General features: G+C 60.1%; 23 protein-coding genes. 14 read left to right on the top strand and 9 right to left on the bottom strand.

All coding sequences use genetic code 11. The features are described 5' to 3' along the window. The first annotated feature begins 16 nt into the window (after positions 1 to 16). From ACBR42_RS12715 to ACBR42_RS12705, 3 genes are all read left to right on the top strand, one after another. Positions 17 to 250, top strand: a complete 234-nt coding sequence (locus ACBR42_RS12715) for a BolA family protein (protein ID WP_102323426.1) — start codon at positions 17 to 19, stop codon at positions 248 to 250. Between the two features lie 44 nt (positions 251 to 294). After that, a complete protein-coding gene (gene grxD, locus ACBR42_RS12710; protein WP_102323427.1) occupies positions 295 to 630 on the top strand; it encodes a Grx4 family monothiol glutaredoxin in 336 nt (111 codons plus the stop codon). A gap of 141 nt (positions 631 to 771) precedes the next feature. Beyond that, on the top strand, positions 772 to 1,110 hold the full coding sequence (locus ACBR42_RS12705; protein ID WP_174234110.1) for a hypothetical protein: 339 nt from the start codon (positions 772 to 774) through the stop codon (positions 1,108 to 1,110). 13 nt (positions 1,111 to 1,123) lie between these two features. Here the strand turns inward: ACBR42_RS12705 and ACBR42_RS12700 are convergent, their stop codons facing one another. Further along, positions 1,124 to 1,450 carry a YraN family protein gene (locus ACBR42_RS12700; RefSeq protein WP_371208275.1) on the bottom strand — a complete coding sequence of 109 codons (327 nt, stop codon included), beginning with the start codon at positions 1,448 to 1,450 and terminating at the stop codon, positions 1,124 to 1,126. Between the two features lie 188 nt (positions 1,451 to 1,638). Here ACBR42_RS12700 and ACBR42_RS12695 point away from each other — a divergent pair, with 188 nt between their 5' ends. Continuing rightward, positions 1,639 to 3,057 carry a phospholipase D-like domain-containing protein gene (locus ACBR42_RS12695; protein ID WP_102323429.1) on the top strand — a complete coding sequence of 473 codons (1,419 nt, stop codon included), beginning with the start codon at positions 1,639 to 1,641 and terminating at the stop codon, positions 3,055 to 3,057. Here the strand turns inward: ACBR42_RS12695 and ACBR42_RS12690 are convergent. Both ACBR42_RS12690 and ACBR42_RS12685 read right to left on the bottom strand, forming a co-directional pair. Next, positions 3,054 to 3,761 (bottom strand): endonuclease/exonuclease/phosphatase family protein, encoded by a 708-nt coding sequence (locus tag ACBR42_RS12690; protein ID WP_102323430.1) that lies wholly within the window; start codon positions 3,759 to 3,761, stop codon positions 3,054 to 3,056. The genes ACBR42_RS12695 and ACBR42_RS12690 overlap by 4 nt on opposite strands. After that, the gene (locus tag ACBR42_RS12685; protein ID WP_102323431.1) at positions 3,758 to 4,834 is read right to left on the bottom strand and encodes an AI-2E family transporter; all 1,077 of its coding nucleotides are present in this window, start codon (positions 4,832 to 4,834) and stop codon (positions 3,758 to 3,760) included. The genes ACBR42_RS12690 and ACBR42_RS12685 overlap by 4 nt, the downstream gene beginning before the upstream one ends. A 118-nt stretch (positions 4,835 to 4,952) precedes the next feature. Between ACBR42_RS12685 and ACBR42_RS12680 the strand changes: the two genes are divergently transcribed. From ACBR42_RS12680 to ACBR42_RS12665, 4 genes are all read left to right on the top strand, one after another. Further along, a complete protein-coding gene (locus tag ACBR42_RS12680; protein WP_371208255.1) occupies positions 4,953 to 5,801 on the top strand; it encodes a sulfurtransferase in 849 nt (282 codons plus the stop codon). A gap of 14 nt (positions 5,802 to 5,815) precedes the next feature. After that, entirely contained in the window at positions 5,816 to 7,078 is a 1,263-nt protein-coding gene (gene metC, locus ACBR42_RS12675; RefSeq protein WP_371208254.1) for a cystathionine beta-lyase, read from the top strand. Between the two features lie 147 nt (positions 7,079 to 7,225). After that, complete coding sequence (gene adhP, locus ACBR42_RS12670; protein WP_110548043.1) at positions 7,226 to 8,260, top strand: alcohol dehydrogenase AdhP; 1,035 nt, start codon at positions 7,226 to 7,228, stop codon at positions 8,258 to 8,260. A gap of 102 nt (positions 8,261 to 8,362) precedes the next feature. Next, a complete protein-coding gene (locus tag ACBR42_RS12665; RefSeq protein ID WP_243705315.1) occupies positions 8,363 to 8,662 on the top strand; it encodes a hypothetical protein in 300 nt (99 codons plus the stop codon). A 66-nt stretch (positions 8,663 to 8,728) separates the two neighbouring features. On the opposite strand, the gene ACBR42_RS12660 is transcribed toward ACBR42_RS12665, so the two are convergent. Next, entirely contained in the window at positions 8,729 to 8,917 is a 189-nt protein-coding gene (locus ACBR42_RS12660; protein WP_102323435.1) for a hypothetical protein, read from the bottom strand. A gap of 181 nt (positions 8,918 to 9,098) precedes the next feature. Between ACBR42_RS12660 and ACBR42_RS12655 the strand changes: the two genes are divergently transcribed. Further along, positions 9,099 to 9,398 (top strand): hypothetical protein, encoded by a 300-nt coding sequence (locus tag ACBR42_RS12655; RefSeq protein WP_371208253.1) that lies wholly within the window; start codon positions 9,099 to 9,101, stop codon positions 9,396 to 9,398. An 18-nt stretch (positions 9,399 to 9,416) separates the two neighbouring features. Here the strand turns inward: ACBR42_RS12655 and ACBR42_RS12650 are convergent, their stop codons facing one another. Continuing rightward, complete coding sequence (locus ACBR42_RS12650) at positions 9,417 to 10,745, bottom strand: DUF6056 family protein (RefSeq protein ID WP_371208252.1); 1,329 nt, start codon at positions 10,743 to 10,745, stop codon at positions 9,417 to 9,419. 204 nt (positions 10,746 to 10,949) lie between these two features. On the opposite strand from ACBR42_RS12650, the gene ACBR42_RS12645 reads away from it, so the two are divergent. Then, positions 10,950 to 12,380, top strand: a complete 1,431-nt coding sequence (locus ACBR42_RS12645; RefSeq protein WP_371208251.1) for a sugar porter family MFS transporter — start codon at positions 10,950 to 10,952, stop codon at positions 12,378 to 12,380. Positions 12,381 to 12,412: 32 nt separating this feature from the next. Here the strand turns inward: ACBR42_RS12645 and ACBR42_RS12640 are convergent, their stop codons facing one another. Beyond that, positions 12,413 to 13,078, bottom strand: a complete 666-nt coding sequence (locus tag ACBR42_RS12640) for a PAQR family membrane homeostasis protein TrhA (protein ID WP_371208250.1) — start codon at positions 13,076 to 13,078, stop codon at positions 12,413 to 12,415. 240 nt (positions 13,079 to 13,318) lie between these two features. Beyond that, complete coding sequence (locus tag ACBR42_RS12635; protein WP_371208249.1) at positions 13,319 to 14,329, bottom strand: 1-aminocyclopropane-1-carboxylate deaminase; 1,011 nt, start codon at positions 14,327 to 14,329, stop codon at positions 13,319 to 13,321. 139 nt (positions 14,330 to 14,468) lie between these two features. On the opposite strand from ACBR42_RS12635, the gene ACBR42_RS12630 reads away from it, so the two are divergent. The 3 genes from ACBR42_RS12630 (at position 14,469) to ACBR42_RS12620 (ending at position 16,058) form a co-directional block, all read left to right on the top strand. Then, positions 14,469 to 14,948, top strand: a complete 480-nt coding sequence (locus ACBR42_RS12630; protein WP_102323440.1) for an Lrp/AsnC family transcriptional regulator — start codon at positions 14,469 to 14,471, stop codon at positions 14,946 to 14,948. 563 nt (positions 14,949 to 15,511) lie between these two features. Then, positions 15,512 to 15,700: a CsbD family protein gene (locus ACBR42_RS12625; RefSeq protein ID WP_102323441.1), complete on the top strand. Its 189-nt coding sequence runs from the start codon at positions 15,512 to 15,514 to the stop codon at positions 15,698 to 15,700. Between the two features lie 118 nt (positions 15,701 to 15,818). Then, positions 15,819 to 16,058 carry a hypothetical protein gene (locus ACBR42_RS12620; RefSeq protein WP_102323442.1) on the top strand — a complete coding sequence of 80 codons (240 nt, stop codon included), beginning with the start codon at positions 15,819 to 15,821 and terminating at the stop codon, positions 16,056 to 16,058. Positions 16,059 to 16,061: 3 nt separating this feature from the next. Here ACBR42_RS12620 and ACBR42_RS12615 read toward each other — a convergent pair whose 3' ends face one another. Beyond that, a complete protein-coding gene (locus tag ACBR42_RS12615; protein ID WP_371208248.1) occupies positions 16,062 to 17,318 on the bottom strand; it encodes a DUF2075 domain-containing protein in 1,257 nt (418 codons plus the stop codon). A gap of 171 nt (positions 17,319 to 17,489) precedes the next feature. Between ACBR42_RS12615 and ACBR42_RS12610 the strand changes: the two genes are divergently transcribed. Further along, complete coding sequence (locus ACBR42_RS12610; protein WP_102323444.1) at positions 17,490 to 17,741, top strand: hypothetical protein; 252 nt, start codon at positions 17,490 to 17,492, stop codon at positions 17,739 to 17,741. A gap of 438 nt (positions 17,742 to 18,179) precedes the next feature. Here ACBR42_RS12610 and ACBR42_RS12605 read toward each other — a convergent pair whose 3' ends face one another. Next, a complete protein-coding gene (locus ACBR42_RS12605) occupies positions 18,180 to 19,145 on the bottom strand; it encodes a quinone oxidoreductase (protein WP_371208247.1) in 966 nt (321 codons plus the stop codon). Positions 19,146 to 19,261: the final 116 nt, after the last annotated feature.

The raw sequence follows: 19,261 nt of genomic DNA, 5'->3' as shown, positions 1-19,261 counted from the left end.
AGGAGTTTAAAGCCAGATGGCAATGACGGCGCAGGAAATCGAGACCTATATCCGTGAAGCCCTGCCGGATGCGAAGATTACGATTGACGATCTGGCGGGCGATGGGGACCATTATGCCTGCCGCGTTGTCAGTGCCGCGTTCCGCGGCCTGACGCGCGTGCGGCAGCATCAGCTTGTCTATGATGCATTGCAGGGGCACATGGGCGGCAAGCTTCATGCGCTGGCATTGCAGACACAGACCCCGGACTGAGCCTGAACGGATCATTATCCATTCCCAAACCAGGAAACCAAATCATGGCCGAAACAATCGCACAGCGCATTCAGGCGCAGATCGACGCGAATCCCGTCATGCTCTACATGAAGGGTGACGCCACCTTCCCGCAGTGCGGTTTTTCCGCGCGCGTGGTGCAGGTGCTCAAGCACATGGGTGTGCCCTTCAAGACCGCGAACGTTCTGGAAGATCCGGAACTGCGTCAGGGCATCAAGGAATTCTCCAACTGGCCGACCGTGCCGCAGCTTTACATCAAGGGCGAGTTCATTGGTGGCTGCGACATCGTGACCGAGATGTACCAGACCGGCGAGCTTGAAAAGCTGCTGACCGAGAAGGGCATCGCGACCGCGACTGCCTGATATCAGGGCAGCACGGCACGATACCGGACGGGCGGGACAGAAATGTTCCGCCCGTTTTGTATTTTGGTCATAACATCGCTTGCGTAGACGGCAGTCTTTCGCCTAGCTTCCTCTTGGTTTGAAAATCTGGAGATGGGCCGAATGCGATACGGCGACTTGCGTTTTGCTACTATGCTGCTGCTTGGCGCAGGTCTGATCGGAAGCATCACTACCCCGGCCCACGCACGGACCCACGCCGTGACGGAAAGCGAGGCCGACCGCCTTACACTCGGCGCGCTGATCGCGCCGCCGCCGCCGGTACGCCATGTGGTCTATCACACCACTACCCGCTCGGGTGGACATGCGCCGGTCGTGCTGGCAGCACACCATGGCTCTGCCGCTACAACGCGACATACGATGGTGCATAGCATCGTCTACCATCCGCATGCGGCAGCATCTTCCCGTCATACCCACACGGCGCCGGCCCGGCATCGTACCTGATCCGGGCAGTTCATCAGAACTGCCGGAAGGCGTCCGGTATCCATTCAATGACATTGCCCGGCAGTACCGCACACACATCGAAGCGGACGCTGTCATAAACCCAGTGCGGATTGGCCGCGCACAGGAACTGCGCCGCATTCATGATGCGCGTGACCTGTGACGGGCGGATGGCTTCCCCCGCGGCCAGCAGGGATGGGCGGGCCTTGACTTCGATAAACACAAGACATCCCCCACGCAGCGCCACAAGATCGATTTCACCCCAACGGGTGCGCGCGCGATGCAGCAGGATTTCCCATCCCGCCATGCGCAGGGCTGCTATTGCGGCCTGTTCCGCCGCCATGCCATCGGCAAAGGCCCGTCTGCCCCGCCGTTGACGGGGTGTGGGAAGGCCGCCATCGCCATTGCGGCTCACGCCATCCATTCCGTGCGGTGGCGCGGGTGGGGAATATCCGGCAGATAAGGTATGGAAAGCCGGATAACAGGTTTCAGGGCCGGGTATCGATGCGCGGCCGTGGCAGGATATGTGACATGATCTTTCATTCCCTCACCATATGGGATTTTTCCCTGCTTGTGGTTCGCGTGTGCATTATCGCCGTGGTGATGGTCCATGTCCTGCTGACCAAGCGTGATGTCGGGGCTTCGATCGGGTGGATTGGCGTAACGGTGCTCATGCCGCTGACCGGTGGCGCACTGTATTCCATGTTCGGCATCAACCGCGTGCATCGTCGCGCCCGCCGTCTGGTGGGGCAGCACCCGTGGCATAGCCGCACCACGTCATCGCAATGGCGCAGGGAGGAGGAGGGCGTATTCGCGCCTCTGGCCTCCATGGTGGGCAAACTGACTGGCCGCCCGCTGCTCAGCGGCAATGCGGTTATCCCGATGCATGATGGCGATACGGTCTATCCCCGCATGCTTGCCACCATCAATGGCGCGCAACGCAGCGTGCTGCTGTGTTCCTACATCTTTCGTGCCGACCGGATCGGTCGGCAGTTCTGTGATGCGCTGATTGCAGCCCACAGGCGCGGCGTGCAGGTGCGGGTGCTGGTGGATGGGGTGGGGTCTGGTTACTTCCATTGCGGCGTGGAACGCATATTGCGGCGTGCCGGGGTGCCGGTCGGGCGGTTCATGCATTCCATGCTGCCGTGGCGCATGCCGTTCATCAACATGCGCGACCACAAGAAAATACTGGTGGTGGATGGCAGCACGGGTTTCATGGGCGGGTTGAACATAGGGGAGGAAAACATCGCCTCCTCCCATCCCCGGCATCTGGTGTCGGATACGCATTTTGAACTGGCGGGGCCGGTGGTTCACCAGTTGAGCGAAGCCTTCGCGCGGGACTGGTCCTTTACGCGCGGCGAAGAACTGCGGGCCGATATCTTCTTCCCGCCCCAAGCCAGCCACGGACCGACATTAAGCCGCATCGTTACCGCAGGGCCGGATCTGGATCTGGAAAAAATCGAATATACGATGTTGCAGGCCATTGCGCTGGCACGGCACAACGTCCGGCTCATGACACCCTATTTCCTGCCTGATGACCGGTTCCTGACCGAACTGGCGCTGGCGTCCCTGCGTGGGATCGAAGTGGATATCGTGGTGCCGTGGCACAGCAATCATACGCTGCTGGACTGGGCACGTTCAGCCAACCTGCCGCGTTTTCTGGATTCGGGATGCCGTATATGGCTGGCGCGACCGCCCTTCAATCATTCCAAGCTTATGGTGGTTGACCGGCACTGGTCGTTCGTGGGCAGTTCCAACCTTGATGTGCGCAGCCTGCGCCTCAATTTCGAGATCAACCTCGAATCCTATGATGATGCGCTGGCCGGTTCGATTGATGATTTCATCAGCATCCACCGGCACGTGCGCCTGACACATCATGATCTGGACCGGCGTTCCTTCCCGCGTAAGCTGCGGGATGCGGCGGCCCGGCTTTTTCTGCCGTATCTCTAGCGCCGGTCGCCCGACGGGCGCAGCATGACCGATATGGGCCGGTGATCGGAGGCATAGTTTTCGATCACATGCCGCTCGGTGCAGGTCAGGCCGCGTACAAGGCAGCGGTCCAGCCTGATGGGCAGCATGTCGGCCATGCGGTGCGTGGGCGCGCGTGGTCCGACATCCTGAAAATGACGGATCAGGGCCGGGCCTACCTGATTGAAATCCCCCAGTATGGCGGCCTGATGCGGCAGAAGCTGTACCACGCGGCGCAACTGCCGCCGGTTCAGAAGCTGCCCGTGGGACAGGTGGACATTGGCCACCACCAGCGAACGACATTCCACCACCTGCGCTACACGGCGGAACACGGTGCCAGCGGGCAGGGTGCAGGCCAGCGGCTGGCGTGCGAAGGGCCATGGACTCCAGCACGCCAGACCATGGATGCGTCCGGGCAGTGGCGCGCGGGCGTAGTGGCCGCCAATCAGCGTGGGCAGCGCATCGATTTCCACCGTGGCTTCCTGCATCAGCAGCAGGTCGGGCCGTTCGGCGCGGATCAGGTCGATCACGTCGCGCGCGGTGGCCCCGATGCGGCGCAGCAGGTTCCAGCTTACGATCTTGAGCGCACCGTCCTCACGTCTGGGCGGGGTCAGTTCAGGTCGTGGCACCGCACCGTGTAGCGGCGGGGTGGACGAAAGGCGGAGATAGGGACGGGCTAGGATCATGGTTCGGTAAACGGCTCGCGTATTTCGTCTGGGATGGGGTCTTTCAACCGGGGATCACCCGCCGCGAATTCGGCAGTCAGGGTATAGCCCACGCCGATCAGGACGGGGCCAAGAAAAATGCCAAGCCCGCCGAATGTCAGCACCCCGCCCAGCACACCCAGCACGGTCAGCAGATAGGGCATCTGCGCCCCGCGCGCGATGAACATGGGGCGGATGACATGGTCCGCGCCGGAAACGATGATCGTGCCATACAGCAGCAGGAAGATGCCCCAGCCCGGATGATGGCTGAGCAGCAGGAACACGGCCGCGGGAATCCAGATCAGTGGCGCGCCAATGGGCAGCACCGCGATGAAGGCGGTGATCGCACCCAGCAGGACCGGGCTGGAAATCCCGGCGATGGCGAAGCCGATTCCGGTCAGGATTCCCTGTATGATGGCCGTGCCAAGGATACCGTAGACCGTACCGCGGATGGTCCGCCCCACGATCCCCAGTATCCGGTCGGCATAGCTGCCCGCAATGCGGCGCACCACGGCGACGAAGGTATTGCCCAGCGCATCCCCGCCCAGCCAGAAGAAGAAGGAGATGAATAGCGCCATGGCCAGATGGGCCAGCCCGCTTGCCATCTGCATCATGGCCCGCAGCGCGGACTGCCCGATCCGCCCGGCATAGGGGCGGACCACTTCGTCTATGCTGCCGACGTCAACCGACCATTTCTGCCATTTCTGTGCAATTTCAGGGCCGAAATGCGGAATATGCGTAACCCGCGCGGGCAGCGGCGGCAGGTGCAGCGCGCCCACCGCATCGACCAGATACTGCAGGGTGGCCGGTACATCGGCAATGCTGCTCGACACCACGATAACCAGTGGCACCACCAGAACCAGCGCGCATAGCAGCGTCATGACCAGTGCCGCAGGCAGCAGGGACATGTCGCGCCGCAGCCGCATGAAGACCGGCCATGTGGCAAAGGTCAGGATCGCCGCCCACAGAAGGGCGGTCATAAACGGATACAGGATCAGGACGCAGCCAAATGCGATCCCGCCCAGCATCAAGCCCATCATGATACGTTCGACCATATGGCTGACGTACCCCCTCGCGTGTGGAAACAAAAGACAAATGTTCAGGACTTTCGTTCATGCGCGCTATGCTGCACCCTGTTGGCGAAATGACAATTCCTAAGGACCGGGAGAAGGTATGCACCCGCTGATCTCAGCCACCGATCTGGCGCAGGCCATGCAACACGACAATGTCCTTGTGCTCGACGCCAGCATGGCGCTGCCGGGGCAGGCGTTCGACCCGCAGCAGCGTTTTGCCAACGGTCATATCGCCGGGGCGGTGCGTTTTGATATCGACCAGTTTTCCGACCCGGATTCCCCCCTGCCGCATACCATTCCGGGGCAGGCCCGCTTTGCGGCGCTGGCGACCGAACGCGGCATGGCCAATGACAGGCGCATCGTCTTCTACGATCAGGACGGCATGGCGTGCGCCGCACGCGCATGGTGGCTGACCACCCTGTTCGGGCATGACAGGGTGCAGGTTCTCGAAGGGGGACTGCCCGCATGGAAAAGTGCTGGCCTGCCGCTGGAAACCGGGCCGGATCTGACTGCTCCCGCCCGTTTTGTCAGCCGCCCGCGCTACGGCCTCCTGCGGGGGACGGGCGATGTGCTGGATATAGTGGAAGGGCGGGTGCCGGGGCTGATCCTGGATGCACGCAGCCGCAACCGCTTTGAAGGGCGCGACCCGGAACCCCGGGCGGGGATACAGTCGGGTCATATGCCCGGTGCGCGCAGCCTGCCCTATCCCGAACTGCTGGATGACAAGGGCCGTTTCCTGCCTGCTGACACACTCAGGGATATTTTCGCGCGGCTTGGGGTTGAAAGCAGCACGTCCGTCACCTGCTCGTGCGGCAGTGGCATGACGGCGTGCATGATTGCGCTCGCGCTGGCCAATGTGGGCATGGATGCGCAAAAGGTTGCCGTTTATGACGGGTCATGGGCCGAATGGGCATCCACCCCGGATTCCCCCATAGTCATGGGCGCATAGGACGGATGCCTGAAATGACCGATCACGCCGTTACGGTGCCTGCCGCCCTGCTTGAAAGCGTGGTGCGCGGCTGGCGCGACCTGTCCACGCGCCTTGTCCAGCTTGGGCGCGACAGGCCGGAAGGGGACGGGGGCGTTTTCGTCAATCCCCCGATCACCCGTGGGTCCACAGTGCTGTTTGCAAGCCTTGAGGCGATGGATGCAGCCGGACACCGACGCTACGATGATGAGCAACTGATTTACGGCGCGATGGGTACCCCGGTACAGCACCGGCTGGAACAGGTCATTGCTGCAATAGAGGGCGGGGCGCATGCGCAGATCGTACCCTCCGGACTGGCCGCCTGCGCGCTGCCGCTGCTGGCCTGTCTGGGGGCGGGGGATCACTGCCTGCTGTCCGATACCGTCTATGGTCCCACCCGCCGTTTTGCCGAAAAGGTGCTGCGTCGCTTCGGGGTGGAGATCACCTATTTTCCCCCGCTGGCGTCCGAATCCGAGCTGCTGGCCCTTGCCCGGCCCACGACCCGCGTCATTTATGCCGAAAGCCCCGGCAGCCATTCGTTCGAGGTGCAGGACCTGCGGATGCTGGGTCGCGTCGCCCGCCAGCTTGATGCCCGCCTGATCGTGGATAATACATGGGGCATTGGCCTGATCGACCCGTTCGCCCTTGGGGCGCATATATCGGTGCAGGCCCTGACCAAATATCCCGCTGGCCATTCGGACACCATCATCGGCGCGGTTACCGTGGCGTCTGATGCGGACTGGCGGCTGCTGCGCGATACCGCCATCCAGTCGGGCCAGACGGCGGGACCGGATGACTGCTGGCTGACCCTGCGCGGGCTGCGCACCATGGGCGTGCGGCAGGAACGGCAGGCGGCGACTGCCATCGCCGTGGCACTGTGGCTGCAATCCCGACCGGAGGTGGCGCGCGTCCTCCACCCGGCGCTGCCGTCATGTCCGGGGCATGAGAACTGGAAACGGGATTTCACCGGCGCGTCGTCGCTGTTTGGTGTGGTGTTCGACCCCGCCTTTATCGGGGCGGACCTTATGGCGATGATCGACAGCCTTACGCTGTTTGGCATCGGTGCCTCATGGGGCGGGTATGAAAGCCTTGTGCTGCCGACCACGGGTGGCATTTCGCGCACGTGCCAGTCGGTCACGCAGGACGGGCCCGCATGCCGTTTCCATATCGGTCTGGAAGCAGGCGAACTGCTGATCGCCGATCTGGCGCGTGGGCTGGATGGCATGTCCGCTACCCGCCGGGCGCGGGCAGGGGCCTGACGTAGATCAAGGTGACGCGCAGGCAGGAATGGGACACTTGGCGGGCAGGAAACGAGCCGCCGCTGTGGCTGTCATGGCTGTTCCGGCGACGTGGATTAGTAATGTGGCCCTGTATCCGGGGCATGATATCGGAACTGAAGGTGCAAGATGCTTGGAAAGATGAAGGCGGCGGTCGTTCGGGAATTCGGCAAGCCGCTGACGATCGAGGAACTGGACATTCCGCAGATCAGGCCGCACCAGATACTGGTCAAGGTCGATGCCTGTGGCGTGTGCCATACCGACCTGCATGCCGCACGCGGTGACTGGCCGACCAAGCCCAACCCGCCCTTTATTCCGGGGCATGAAGGGGTCGGCCATGTGGTTGAGGTCGGGTCCGACGTGGACTGGATCAAGACCGGCGATGTGGTGGGCGTTCCCTGGCTGTACTCGGCCTGCGGACATTGCGAACACTGCCTGGGCGGGTGGGAAACGCTGTGTGAAAAGCAGGAAGATACCGGCTATTCCGTCAATGGCTGCTTTGCCGAATATGTAGTGGCCGACCCGAATTACGTTGCCCATCTGCCCAGGGATATCGACCCCATCCGTACGGCCCCCGTGCTGTGCGCCGGGCTTACGGTATACAAGGGCCTGAAAATGACCGACACGAAGGCAGGGGAATGGGTTGCCATTTCCGGTGCGGGTGGTCTGGGGCAGATGGCAATCCAGTATGCCGTTGCCATGGGGCTGAATGTTGCGGCGGTCGATATCAGCGATGAAAAGCTGGACGAAGCCCGCAAGCTGGGCGCGCGCGTGACCGTAAACGCGCTGAAGGAAGACCCCGTCGCCTGTATCCAGAAGCATACCGGCGGCACGCATGGCGTGCTGGTGACGGCAGTATCGGACAAGGCGTTCACGCAGGCCATCGGTTACGCCCGCCGTGGTGGGACGATCGTGCTCAACGGCCTGCCGCCGGGTGATTTCCCGCTGTCCATTTTCGATATGGTGATGAATGGCACCACCGTGCGCGGTTCGATTGTGGGCACGCGGCTCGACATGATCGAAGCACTTTCCTTCTTTGCGGATGGCAAGGTCTCGACTGTGGTCAGCACGGACAGGCTGGAAAACATCAACACCATTTTCGACAATCTCGAACATGGTCGTGTGCAGGGTCGTATCGTGCTGGACTTCCGTAACGGGGCCTGAGGCAACCCCGCCTGCCTTTATGCGTTCCTGTTACAGACACGGTGCCGTGGGGTGGTTCAGTCCGCCCTGCGCCCCGGTAGACAGAAAAAAGGACGGTAAGGCATGATGAAAAAAACGGTGATTCTGGCGGGGCTGTTCGGCGCAGGCCTGAACGTGGCGATGCTGACACCGGTTCTGGCCGATACGTGCGACGGCGTGACCGACCATGCGGAATGCGAGGTCAGGCTTAAGGCGCGTGAAACCGGCCATGCCACTACCGACACGGCCCACAGGGCCGATCATAAAGCGGCGGAAGCCGGGGATAGCGTGAAGAACTGGGGTCAGAATACCGGCAAGACGCTGGACAAATGGGGCCACAATACCAAGGGCGACATGAGCCAGTTCTTTACCGGCCACCGATAAGGCTGATGGTATGAAAAAAGGGCGGTACCCGATCCGGGTGCCGCCCTTTTTCATGCCTGAAACGGATCAGGAATGATGATGGTCTGCTGATTCGTGCTCGCGCCAGCCACTTTCGATGGCATGGAGGAAGGTCTTGAAGTGCTTCTTGATCTCATCGGGGGATGCCTTTTCCATGACATCCTTCTTCGCGGCGGTCAGCGTTGCGGCGGCATGGATCAGGGCGGCGTGGATGGCGTCTGTCGGTTCTTTGCTCATGGCTTCTTTCCCGGTTGCGTAAGGCCGGTACGATGTAAGAAACCGCCTGTTATGACAACCGTTTCCCCCGCATGACTGCCGTTCTTCCATACACCCTTGATTCCCCGTGGGCGCGAAACGGGGGAACCCGGGCACTGTCCTGCCGTTAACATCGGCAGACACTAACTTTATGGAATATAAAATGATTTCTTGCCGCACAGTATCTGCCTTCGCCGCTGTCACCCTTATGGCCCTGCCGCTTGCCGCACAGGCCGAGCCGGGCGGCTGCGTAAAGGGAGCCGTTGCGGGTGGCGTGGCCGGTCATTTTATTGGCAGCGGTCACGGCAAGGGGGGCGCTGCCGCAGGGTGCGCGGCCGGGATGGCGCGCCGCCATCATGCCCGCAAGGAAGCAAGGGAAAACCAGCAGCAGGACAGCGCGCCCGCACAGGGCGGTTCCCAGACGCAGCCTTCCTCGCCCGGCGGCAATGGTAACGGCGAATAAACGCCTGTATTCCTTCCGTCAGGGAACAGCCCTGACGGAAGATGCCCCCATGGCCTGCGCGAAGCATGCGGTCAGGAAATTATGGGGATCGGGATTGATCCCGACGAAAATGATATCCTTGCGAACATAAAGCAGCTTGTGCCGTGGCCCCATGGTGATCTGGCGGAGCACGACCGGGCGGTCCTGCGCGACCTGCGCGCGCGTGCTGGCCACCCAGTCATGGCTGATATGGGCCAGCAGGGTCAGGTCCGGTATGACAATGGCCAGATGCATGGCGATCAGGCCCATGCAGGATAATTCCGTAATCCGGCTAAAGACCGGTAACGCCGGGCACTGGAACAGCAGGCATGTCAGGTAGCATGCCAGAAACACGCTGGCCGGGAAGGACAGCCGTGCCGCCAGTGCTGCGCGCGGAAACATGAGCAGCAACGCCATATAGGCCATTGCCATGACCGCGAACATCCAGCCCTTTCCGCCACGCAGACAGTCAGGAAAGCGCAGGTGCTTGCGGCCCATGAACAGGCCAAGTCCCACAAGCAGCACAAAGGGAAACCAGAACGGGTCAAACAGGCTGCCCAGATTACCCAGCAGACCATCCAGCCGGTCGGTCAGGGGGCTTGGCGGCATGGTGCGCATACGTACGTAATTGCCCGGCGCCATGCCCAGTACCAGCGTGCCCGCGGCATGACTGCACAGCAGGGCCCATGGCGCCGCACGCCCCTGCCGGAAGGCCCGGATGCAGGTGCCTGTCAAAAACAGCGTCAGCAGCAGCGAAAGCGGTTCCAGAAAAGTCGCGATCAGGAATACGACCCCATACTGCACCGCAGTCATATGCGTGCGGCGCGAGAGGATACGCGCCAGTACCCAGATTTCCCCCGCGACGGGCCACAGATACCCTATTGCGCCGGTCTTCCATAATGCGACCTCGCCAATCGTGCGGGGCAGCCACCACAGCATGAGAAACACCAGAACGGTCTGCGCCAGTCCCAAAAGGGCGGAGGGGACGGGCGGGTTGCCTGCGGCACTGCGGCACATACCCAGCGTGACATGGACCAGAAAAACGAAGATTCCTGCATTCAGCACGGCGAAGACGGCAAGGGAGCCATAATGGTGCAGGTCAAGGAACAGGAATGTCACCAAGGTGGTGAACCATCGTCCGGTCCAGAAATTGTAATTGCCCCATACGGTGCGCAGGATCGTGGCCAGATGGGGCGGCATGGTCCGGCAGTAATCATCAGCCCATAGCGGTGTGACCCAGTTGGCCCATAATAGAAAGGCAGAACATAACGCCAGCCCGGCCCGTTCACCGGGCAGCAGGCGCGGGGTGGTATCCGCAGGTGATCCCATTGATGCAAAGCCTCTTTGTGGTCCTGTTCTTGGCATGCGCCGTGCGTATTCACCCGAAAAAATGATCTATCACAACATGCGTACGCCTACACAATCTGCCTGAATCCGGGGTTGTGTCATGGATCATCCCCGTTAGCATCGGTTATGGACCCGGCCTGACCGGTGCCGATCCGTCCAGCGCCGCACTTCAGGGGATAGAGTAACGTGTTACAGCCAGCTACGTCGTCCGTCTCTGCCACGGGTGCGCCGTCCACGGATACCGTGCCAGCAGGGCAGGGGCGAAAGGTGCTTCGCGCGGCCCTGACCACCGCATCCGCCGGCCTGCTGGTGGGGCTGGACACTGGCCTGATTGCCGAGGCACTGGGCTTTATCGGTCGTGATTTTCATGCCACGCCCCGCATGCAGGAATGGATCGTGTCGGTGCTGATGGTCGGCGCGCTTCTGGGGTCGCTTGGGGCAGGGGTCTTTTCACAGCGATTCGGACGCAGGCTGGCGCTGGGTTCGGCCACATTGCTGATTGCGGTGGGGGCGCTGTTATGCGCTACGGCCGGGATCATCGGGCAGATCCTGCTGGGGCGGTTCCTGATCGGGATGGCCATTGGCATCTGCACCTTCACCGCGCCACTGTATATTTCGGAACTGACCAGCGGGTCGATGCGCGGAACCATGGTGTCCACCTTCTCCATGCTTCAGTCCACGGGCATTCTGCTGGGTTATCTGGCGGGGGGGATTTTCTCCGGTGGCGGACACTGGCGGCTTATGGTCGGCCTGCCGGTCATTCCGGCTGCCCTGCTGTGTGCGGGGTGTGCGCTCCTGCCTTCCAGCCCGTCATGGCTTGCGGCCCGTGGCCGGTTTGAGGAGGCGCGTAGCGTGCTGCGCAGCCTGCGTGGCGATGTGGCGGTGGCTGACCGGGAACTGGACAACATCCGCCATGAACTGGGGGCGGGTAAGCCGGTGGGCGGGTTTGCCCTGTTGCGCAGCCAGCCGTTCTTTCGCCGGTCGGTCGCGCTGGGTATCGGCCTGCAGGTCATGCAGCAGCTTACGGGCATCAATGTGGTCATGTATTACGCGCCCAAGATTCTGGAAGGGGCGCATTTCGGTACATCCGCCGCCGCATGGGCCACGGTTCTGGTGGGTCTCATCAACGCCGTGGTGGGTATCGTGGCCATTTTTCTGGTTTCGCGCTGGGGACGCAGGCCGCTGCTGGCGGCAAGCTGCATTACCATGGCAGCCGCCCTTGGCTGCGCGGGCCTGATTGAAGGGCTGCACCTGCAGGGGATGGGCGCCACGCTTTCCCTTATGGCCGCACTTCTGGTGTTTGTCGGCGGGTTTGGCATTGGGGCGGGGCCGCTGGTCTGGACGCTATGTTCGGAAATACAGCCGATCGAGGGGCGTGATTTTGGCGTGGCCTGCTCCACCCTGGCCAACTGGGGCATGGACTGGGCGGTCAGCAACACGTTCCTCAGCATCGTGGCGGTACTGGGCGCGGGGTGGACATTTGCGGGCTTCAGCGCGCTGAATGTCGTGTTCCTGTTCTTCACCCTTCTGCTGGTGCCTGAAACCCGCAATGTGCCGCTGGAAGTCATCGAACAGCATCTGGAAGCGGGCCTGCCCCTGCGCCGGATCGGGCGTTAGGCCACACCACCCGCTGTCAAGGGGCGGAGCGGTTATCGCGGTGGGGTGTAATGAAGCAGCATGCTTCCCACCGCTGCCATATGCGTGCCCGCGCCCAGCACCACCATCACATGCCATAGCGCGTTGGAAAACGGCATACCCGCGCGCATGTAGAACACGACGCCAATGCAGTAGAAAAACAGGCCGAGGACAATCAGGAAAAACGCAGGCGAAGGCAGCATCCACACCTGCGGATCGGGGCAGAGGAAGAAGATCCACGCCACGCACAGATAGGGGATCACATGAAACCGCCGGGACCATGTGAAAAAGCACATCTTGGCTATAATCCCGGCCAGCGCCATGGCCCATAGCACGCCACAGAACCACTGGCTGGCCCAGCCCTTTCCACCCAGCAGGATGAAGGGCGTATAGGTCGCGGCGATCGCTACGAAGATGATCGACTGGTCAAGGCGCTGTAATCCACCCTTGAGCCTGCATGGTGGACAGAAATTGTAAGCTGCCGAGGACAGGCAGGTGCCAAGGATACCGCCGCAGTAAAGAAGCGTCACATCCTTCTCAAGCATGGAATGCGACAGCATGGCGGTATGAATCAGCCAGATCACTCCATATCCAAGCCCGACCACGCCCACGATATGGACAAGCAGGTCAGTCGCCCGTTCGGGCGCGGAATAGATGGGGAAACGTGTGCGGATGTTCATGCGGACCGAAATACCCGTTATTTTTCCGTGGGTCCGGTCCTGTATGATGAATAAGTCTGTTTCCGGATATGCAAAAAACAGCTTCAGCACGGGAATCTGCTTCCGGCTGGCCGGGATGCCGCGAAGGAAAGGCAATCATGGCGTATCCGGCGCTGAAGGCACGTTGGGTGCATGACGGCACACAGGTGCGGAGAGGGTAACCGCCGCCCCGTTTTGGGCGGGGCGGCGCGGTGTCAGCGTTCAGCCATTGCGGAATGTGTAACTGTAGCCGTTAAGGGCGGGGGCACCGCCCAGATGGGCGTAAAGCACTTTCGCCCCCTTGGGGAAAAAGCCTTTTTTGACCAGATCCATCAGGCCCTGCATGGATTTGCCCTCATAGACCGGATCGGTGATCATGCCTTCCAGTCGGCCGGAAAGGCGGATGGCCTCTACCGTCTCCCTGGAGGGAACACCGTAGGCAGGGTAGGCGTAGTCTTCCATCAGGACGATGTCGTCACCGCAGATTTCCGGCCCCTTCACTAGCGCCGAAGTTTTCTGCGCGATGTCGAGTACCTGCGCCTTTGTCTGTGCGGGGGTGAAGGATGCATCGATGCCGATCACGTTGCGCGCGCGGCCATCGGCGGCAAAACCGACCACCATGCCGGCATGGGTGGACCCGGTTACGGTGCATACGACGATGAAGTCGAACTTGATACCCATCTGCGCTTCCTGCGCGCGGACTTCCTCCGCAAAGCCAACATATCCCAGGCCGCCATATTTATGGACCGAAGCACCCGCAGGAATGGCGTAGGGTTTGCCGCCCTCGGCCCGGACCTGTTCCAGCGCGCGTAACCAGCTATCGCGTATGCCGATGTCAAAGCCTTCATCCACAAGCTGCGCCTGCGCCCCCATGATCCGGGTCAGCAGGATATTGCCCACACGGTCATAAACCGCATCATCATGCGGAACCCAGCTTTCCTGTATCACATGGCACTTCATGCCGATTTTCGCCGCGACGGCCGCGACCAGACGGGTATGGTTGGACTGCACACCCCCGATGGAAACCAGCGTATCGGCGCCCGACGCGATGGCATCGGGAATGATGTATTCCAGCTTGCGCAGCTTGTTGCCGCCAAAGGCAAGGCCGGAATTGCAGTCTTCCCGCTTGGCATAGATCTGCACATCGCCCCCGAGATGGTCGGACAGGCGTTTAAGGTGTTCGATATGCGTGGGGCCGAAGGTCAGCGGATAACGCTCAAAAGCGGACAGCATGAAAAACCTCGCATCATGATTGTGGCCTGAGCGTATCAGACAAGGCATGAGGGGTGTTTTCATATTCAATGGAATTATGGCGATATAATTCTGAAATGATGATTACTATGCGGTATATGTTCCTTAAAGACGGTTTATAATGGAAGAAAGCACCACAAGGGTCGAGCTGGACCGAACGGATATGCGGCTTTTACGCCTGTTGCAGGCGGACGGACGCATGGCCAATGCGGACCTCGCCACACGGGTCAATATCAGTCCGGCCACCTGTCACCGCCGCGTGCAGCGCCTGCTGGCGCTGGGATGTATTACTGGCGTGCGCGCGACCCTGAACCCGCAAAAGATGAACCTTGGCACGCTGGTCATGGTGGGCGTGGTGCTGGATCGGTCCACCCCGGAAAGTTTCGCAGCGTTCGAGGAAGCCGCGCGTAACCTGTCCATTGTGATCGACTGTCATCTGGTTGCGGGGGATTTCGACTATTTCCTGAAAATTCGGGTGCGTGACATGGCGGATTTCAATCGCCTGCACGGGCATAAACTGATCAGCCTGCCGGGCGTGCGACAGACACGGACGTTTTTCGTGATGAAGGAAGTGGTCGACAACCGCAGCCTTGATATCTGACGTGCCAGTCAGCGGGGTATTTTGCGCAAACATCTGTTTCCTGACGCGCCCCATGCGTACCCATCAATCCGTCGCGGCCTGAAGAACAATCTGGCCCCAGTGCACTGTCCTACTGTTTCATGGCTGTGCATGTTGAGGGGAGGAAGGGAAGATGACCGCCCGTTCCTTTAACGCAAAGAAAGTATGATCACAGGCCGCACCCTCGGGAAGCGTTCATGACAGTTCCTTCATCTGTCATGGTGACAGGCGAACGGGGCGGAAGGGAACTGTTCCATGTCTGCATTCTGTTATGACAAAATGCCTGTTTTCCCTGCAGGCGCGGGGAAAAGGGCATGAAGTCAGCCCATCACAATCCTGACCATGTGCGATTGAGGAGGCAGACGCAGGCGTTCTGTCCCTGTGGTTCCGGGGACGTGCGGATCGTCCCGAATGGCTGATAGTAGCGCAGTATGCATTAAATGTCTGACAGGTATGCATTGATCGTTGCGTTTTCGCATGCGTCATGTTGTTATCAGCCATGCGCAGGAAGCGGCGTTTCTTACTACCCTTGCCGGAGACATGACATGGATCGTTTGAAGACAATGCTCCAGGGCCGTGCCAACATGCTGCTGGGTCAACTGAAGCAGGAAATCGGCTACGCAACTGGCCTGCGTCGGCTGGAGCGGCAGGGCATCGTGCAGGAAATGCGCGGCTTTTCCCAAACCGCCCGCCTGCACCGCATGGCCGCGATGGAACAGGCCGAGCAGGGCTGAACCGTTCCCGATCGGGATCTGATGACAAACGCATAACCGCATCGCGTGCAGGGTGGTTGCCCGTGGGCAGCCAACCCGTACGATGGCCGCATTACATAATTCATGCAGGAATGCGGCCATGAGCGAAGACCAGATTATCGACATGCCTTTCACCACCGACGCCATGAAGGCGGCCGTGGAACGGCGCATCATCCAGTCCCCCGAACTGTCGGATCAGGAAAAACACGATCTCAGCGTAACTCTGGCCGGACTGGACGCACGCCGTCTGGCGGAACTGGTCGAAACCGTACTGGGGCATGCGATTGAATCCGGCCCGGAAATCCTGCCTTACCTGAAGCGGATCGGTCAGCGCGGCTGATTTTTACGGGGCGGCAGGCTGCATCGTGCGGGCAGCCTGCCGTGCTTTCCACAATGCCGCCAGCCGGGCATGCAGCCGGGGTTCGCTGGCGTAGATATAAAGTCCCCTGACACCCCGCGTCATAAGGACATTGATGGAATTGAGGATGATCCGTTCCATCACTGCTGGCGGATTGGTTATGCCGTCACGCCCGGTAAAGGCGGCCCTGTCCTCATAGCGGGCGGGATCGATCACGATCCGGTCTGCCGTCGGGTCATATGTGACGGATGGGCCAAGTATGATGCCCGCATAATTCAGGTCGAAACCCTGAATGGTGTAGACTGATCCCACCTCGTCAATCGTATCGGGCCGTTCAGCCCACGGCAGGCGGGCCTGTGGCATGGCGCGGTCCCAGCGCAGGTGAAAGTGGCCTTCGGTAATGAAATGGTCCTGCCCGTTCAGGGTATAGGGATAGTCATAGGTCGCCAGCATGCGGCACAGGCCGAATTCCGCATTACGCTGCCTTATGGCTTCGCACATGGATTGGGCATCGTCAAAAATGCGGAAATCGAAATGTTGCGGGGCGGGCAGGGAGGCAAGACGGCCATCACGCAGGGCGCGTATCCAGTCCATGACATCGGGGTTCGCGTGCATGCGGAACTGATGGTCCAGCCTGCGGGTTACGACCGGATAGCCCGCGACCAGACGGGCCAGCGTGGCATCATCCCACAGGCTCTTGAACTTCAGCACCTGCCTTGCGTCAAATACGATCACGACAACATGGGCGTGACGTATGATCTCCTCCAACTGGTTATCCTGCCGGAAGCGGTTATAGGGATCGCTGCGGGTCAGGAGCAGATGGGCTTCATCCACCAGTACGATATCGGTGCGTCTGTCCGTGCCATCCATCTGGTTGATGAATGTTGTCGGGCGCTCGAAATCCTTCTTGCGCAGGGCGGGCTGGGTTTCGGCGATATTGCGGTACAGCTTGATCATTTCCGGGTGGTTCACCAGCACCCGGTTATCGCTGCCATGCAGCGGGTCATGCCGATCAGTCCCGCGTGCGGCCTGCTGGATGGCCGTAAACAGCGTATTGAGCAGCAGGCTTTTGCCGGTTCCCGCATCGCCTTCAATAATGAATAGCGCGTGCCGGTCCGTGCGGTGGGCACGGCAGAAAGCCAGTACTTCGTTCTTCAGTTGCAGTTGCTGCGCCGTCAGCGCCACGGTAGGGGCCAGTCGTGTCAGGGCGCTGTCAGGACCGGAATGGATGGGCGTGTGCATATCTCTCCCCATAAGCCCGACGGGACGGTGGTTCCACTACTATCCGGCAGGGCAGGGCAGATATGTGAAATATGCCCCAAGGTCAGGCATCCTATCGGTTTTCGCGGGCTTTCTTAAGTTATAACATGAATGGACGCGCATATCGCGCATCACCGGACAGGATGACAAGCCATGACTGACAAACCCACCGCCGCCGCGCGCGAACATCTGCACAAACTGGCCAGCAAGGGGCTGAAGGAACCCAAGCTGCTGCAGAAGGAAGAAGTAATTGCCCTGGCCCAGCATGTGGCCAAGGAACATGGCCGCGCCAGCGGTGCCGAGCACGAAATCGCCAAGAAGGCAGAGCATAATCCCGAAGGCGTTACAGCAGCCGAAATCCAGGCCCTGTGCGCCCATGTGACAGGCGAACGTACGGCCCGTTAAGTCGTATTTCGGGGAGCAGGGGAAAACTCCTGCTCCCGGTCTGTGCCGGGTTAGGCACGCGACATATTCAAAGAAGCCAGACAGTACAGTTGTGTTGAACGGTACACAGGTCTGTGGACAGGTATTAAGAGCAGTTGGTTCGATAAAAAAAGTATAATGCATAGAAAACATGTGCGTATTTATATACTTATGACCGCTTTCTTTCGGATATCAGCATTACGTTGCTATTGCTCAGTAAGGTAGTGAATTCTTAAGGTCGGGTTTGATCCGGGTCATGTATCGATAAGAAGCCGTTTGAAAGTCTGCCCGGGAAACATATAGAAATCATAAGGAAGTTTTTGGTGAAGCTTTTTTCAAAAAGCTTCGGAAGACATCGCCTTTTTGAAAAAAAAGGCGATACCCAGAAAACTTTTCCTGTTTTTTGTCAAAGATTTATTTTCAAACAATTTTTAAAACGATTTTCCCTGCAAAGTTGCGATCTTCAAGCAGTCGATGCGCATCCTGACCTGCATTCAGGGGAAAGGTCCTGATATGGGGCAGCGTGATCCGGCCTGCATGCAGCGCCGCGAACAGGCGGTCCACACGACCCTGTCGGCCCTCGCGATCATTGAGATAGGTCCATAAATCTCCACCAATGATGCCTTTAGACCCTTCCATAAGTTCAAGTGGATCGATGAAGGGGGGCGTCCCACCCGCCTTGCCAAAGATTACGGCACGGCCACCGGGACGCAGTGCGGCGACACTTTGCATCAGGGTCGTTCCGATCGAATCATAAGCGATATCGACGCCCTTTCCTGTTGCCTGCTGAACCCGCGCTACCCAATCTTCCTGATAATCATATGTTGCCACGGCCCCATTCTCGCGCGCCAGTTCGCGTTTTGCGGGTGTCGATGCGAGTGCATGCACCTGCGCACCAAGTGCCGTCGCCATCTGCGTCACCAGTCGGCCGACGCCTCCCGCAGCCGCCTGGATCAGGACCGTGTTACCAGAACGTACAGTCACGCTATCCTCCACCAGATATTGCGCTGTCAGCCCTTGCAGCAACAGGGCGGCGACGCTTTGGTCCGCAATATCATCCGGTAACGTTATCAATTGATCGGGGCGGGCCAGTACCAGTTCGGCATGGGCACGCGGCACGTCAACAAACCCCACGCGCTGGCCGATTTTCCAGCCACATACATCGGCACCAATCGCCACAACATGACCGACGCCTTCATAGCCGCCAATCCACGGTGCTTCGCCTTGCAATACATAATTGCCCTGACGGCGATAAATGTCCGCGAAGTTAAGCCCGACAAAAGTCGGTGCCACCAATACGGATTGTGCATCCAGAGCGGGAGCAGGCAAGTCGCCATAGGACAGGACATCCGCATCGCCAAACCGGCCAAAAAACAGGGCTTTCATCGCTGTGTGTCCTTAAACAAAAAAAATTCTGATTTGGTTTATTTGGTTCGGAATGAAAGATCTGACACAACAGAAGGGTTGGATTAATCGCCCGTAAGTGCGTTGTATTAAAACCT

The organism is Komagataeibacter sp. SM21 (assembly GCF_041402665.1).
Lineage (GTDB): Bacteria > Pseudomonadota > Alphaproteobacteria > Acetobacterales > Acetobacteraceae > Komagataeibacter > Komagataeibacter saccharivorans.
Note: the sequence above shows the minus strand (reverse complement) of the source record. Positions and strands in the feature narration are given on the sequence as shown.